We start from the raw sequence: 275 nt of genomic DNA, 5'->3' as shown, positions 1-275 counted from the left end.
GCAAAAACGTTCGTCAGCCGGTGAATATCGTCAGCCATTTTGCGCGCGCGGATGAACCAAAATGTGGCGCAACCGAGAAACAACTCGCTATCTTTAATACCTTTTGCGAAGGCAAACCTGGTCAACGTTCCATTGCCGCATCGGGTGGCATTCTGCTGTGGCCACAGTCGCATTTTGACTGGGTGCGCCCGGGCATCATTCTTTATGGCGTCTCGCCGCTGGAAGATCGCTCCACCGGTGCCGATTTTGGCTGTCAGCCAGTGATGTCACTAACC

Annotated in this window: 1 protein-coding gene; it reads left to right on the top strand. The window is 54.2% G+C overall.

The window, feature by feature from the left end:
* A partial coding sequence (locus V5P19_RS23520) for an alanine racemase (RefSeq protein ID WP_334407957.1) occupies positions 1–275 on the top strand: 275 nt, incomplete at both ends.

This window comes from Enterobacter sp. UNJFSC 003 (assembly GCF_036903355.1).
In the GTDB taxonomy this organism is placed as follows: Bacteria; Pseudomonadota; Gammaproteobacteria; order Enterobacterales; family Enterobacteriaceae; genus Enterobacter.
This window is presented reverse-complemented; position numbering and strand designations above follow the sequence as displayed.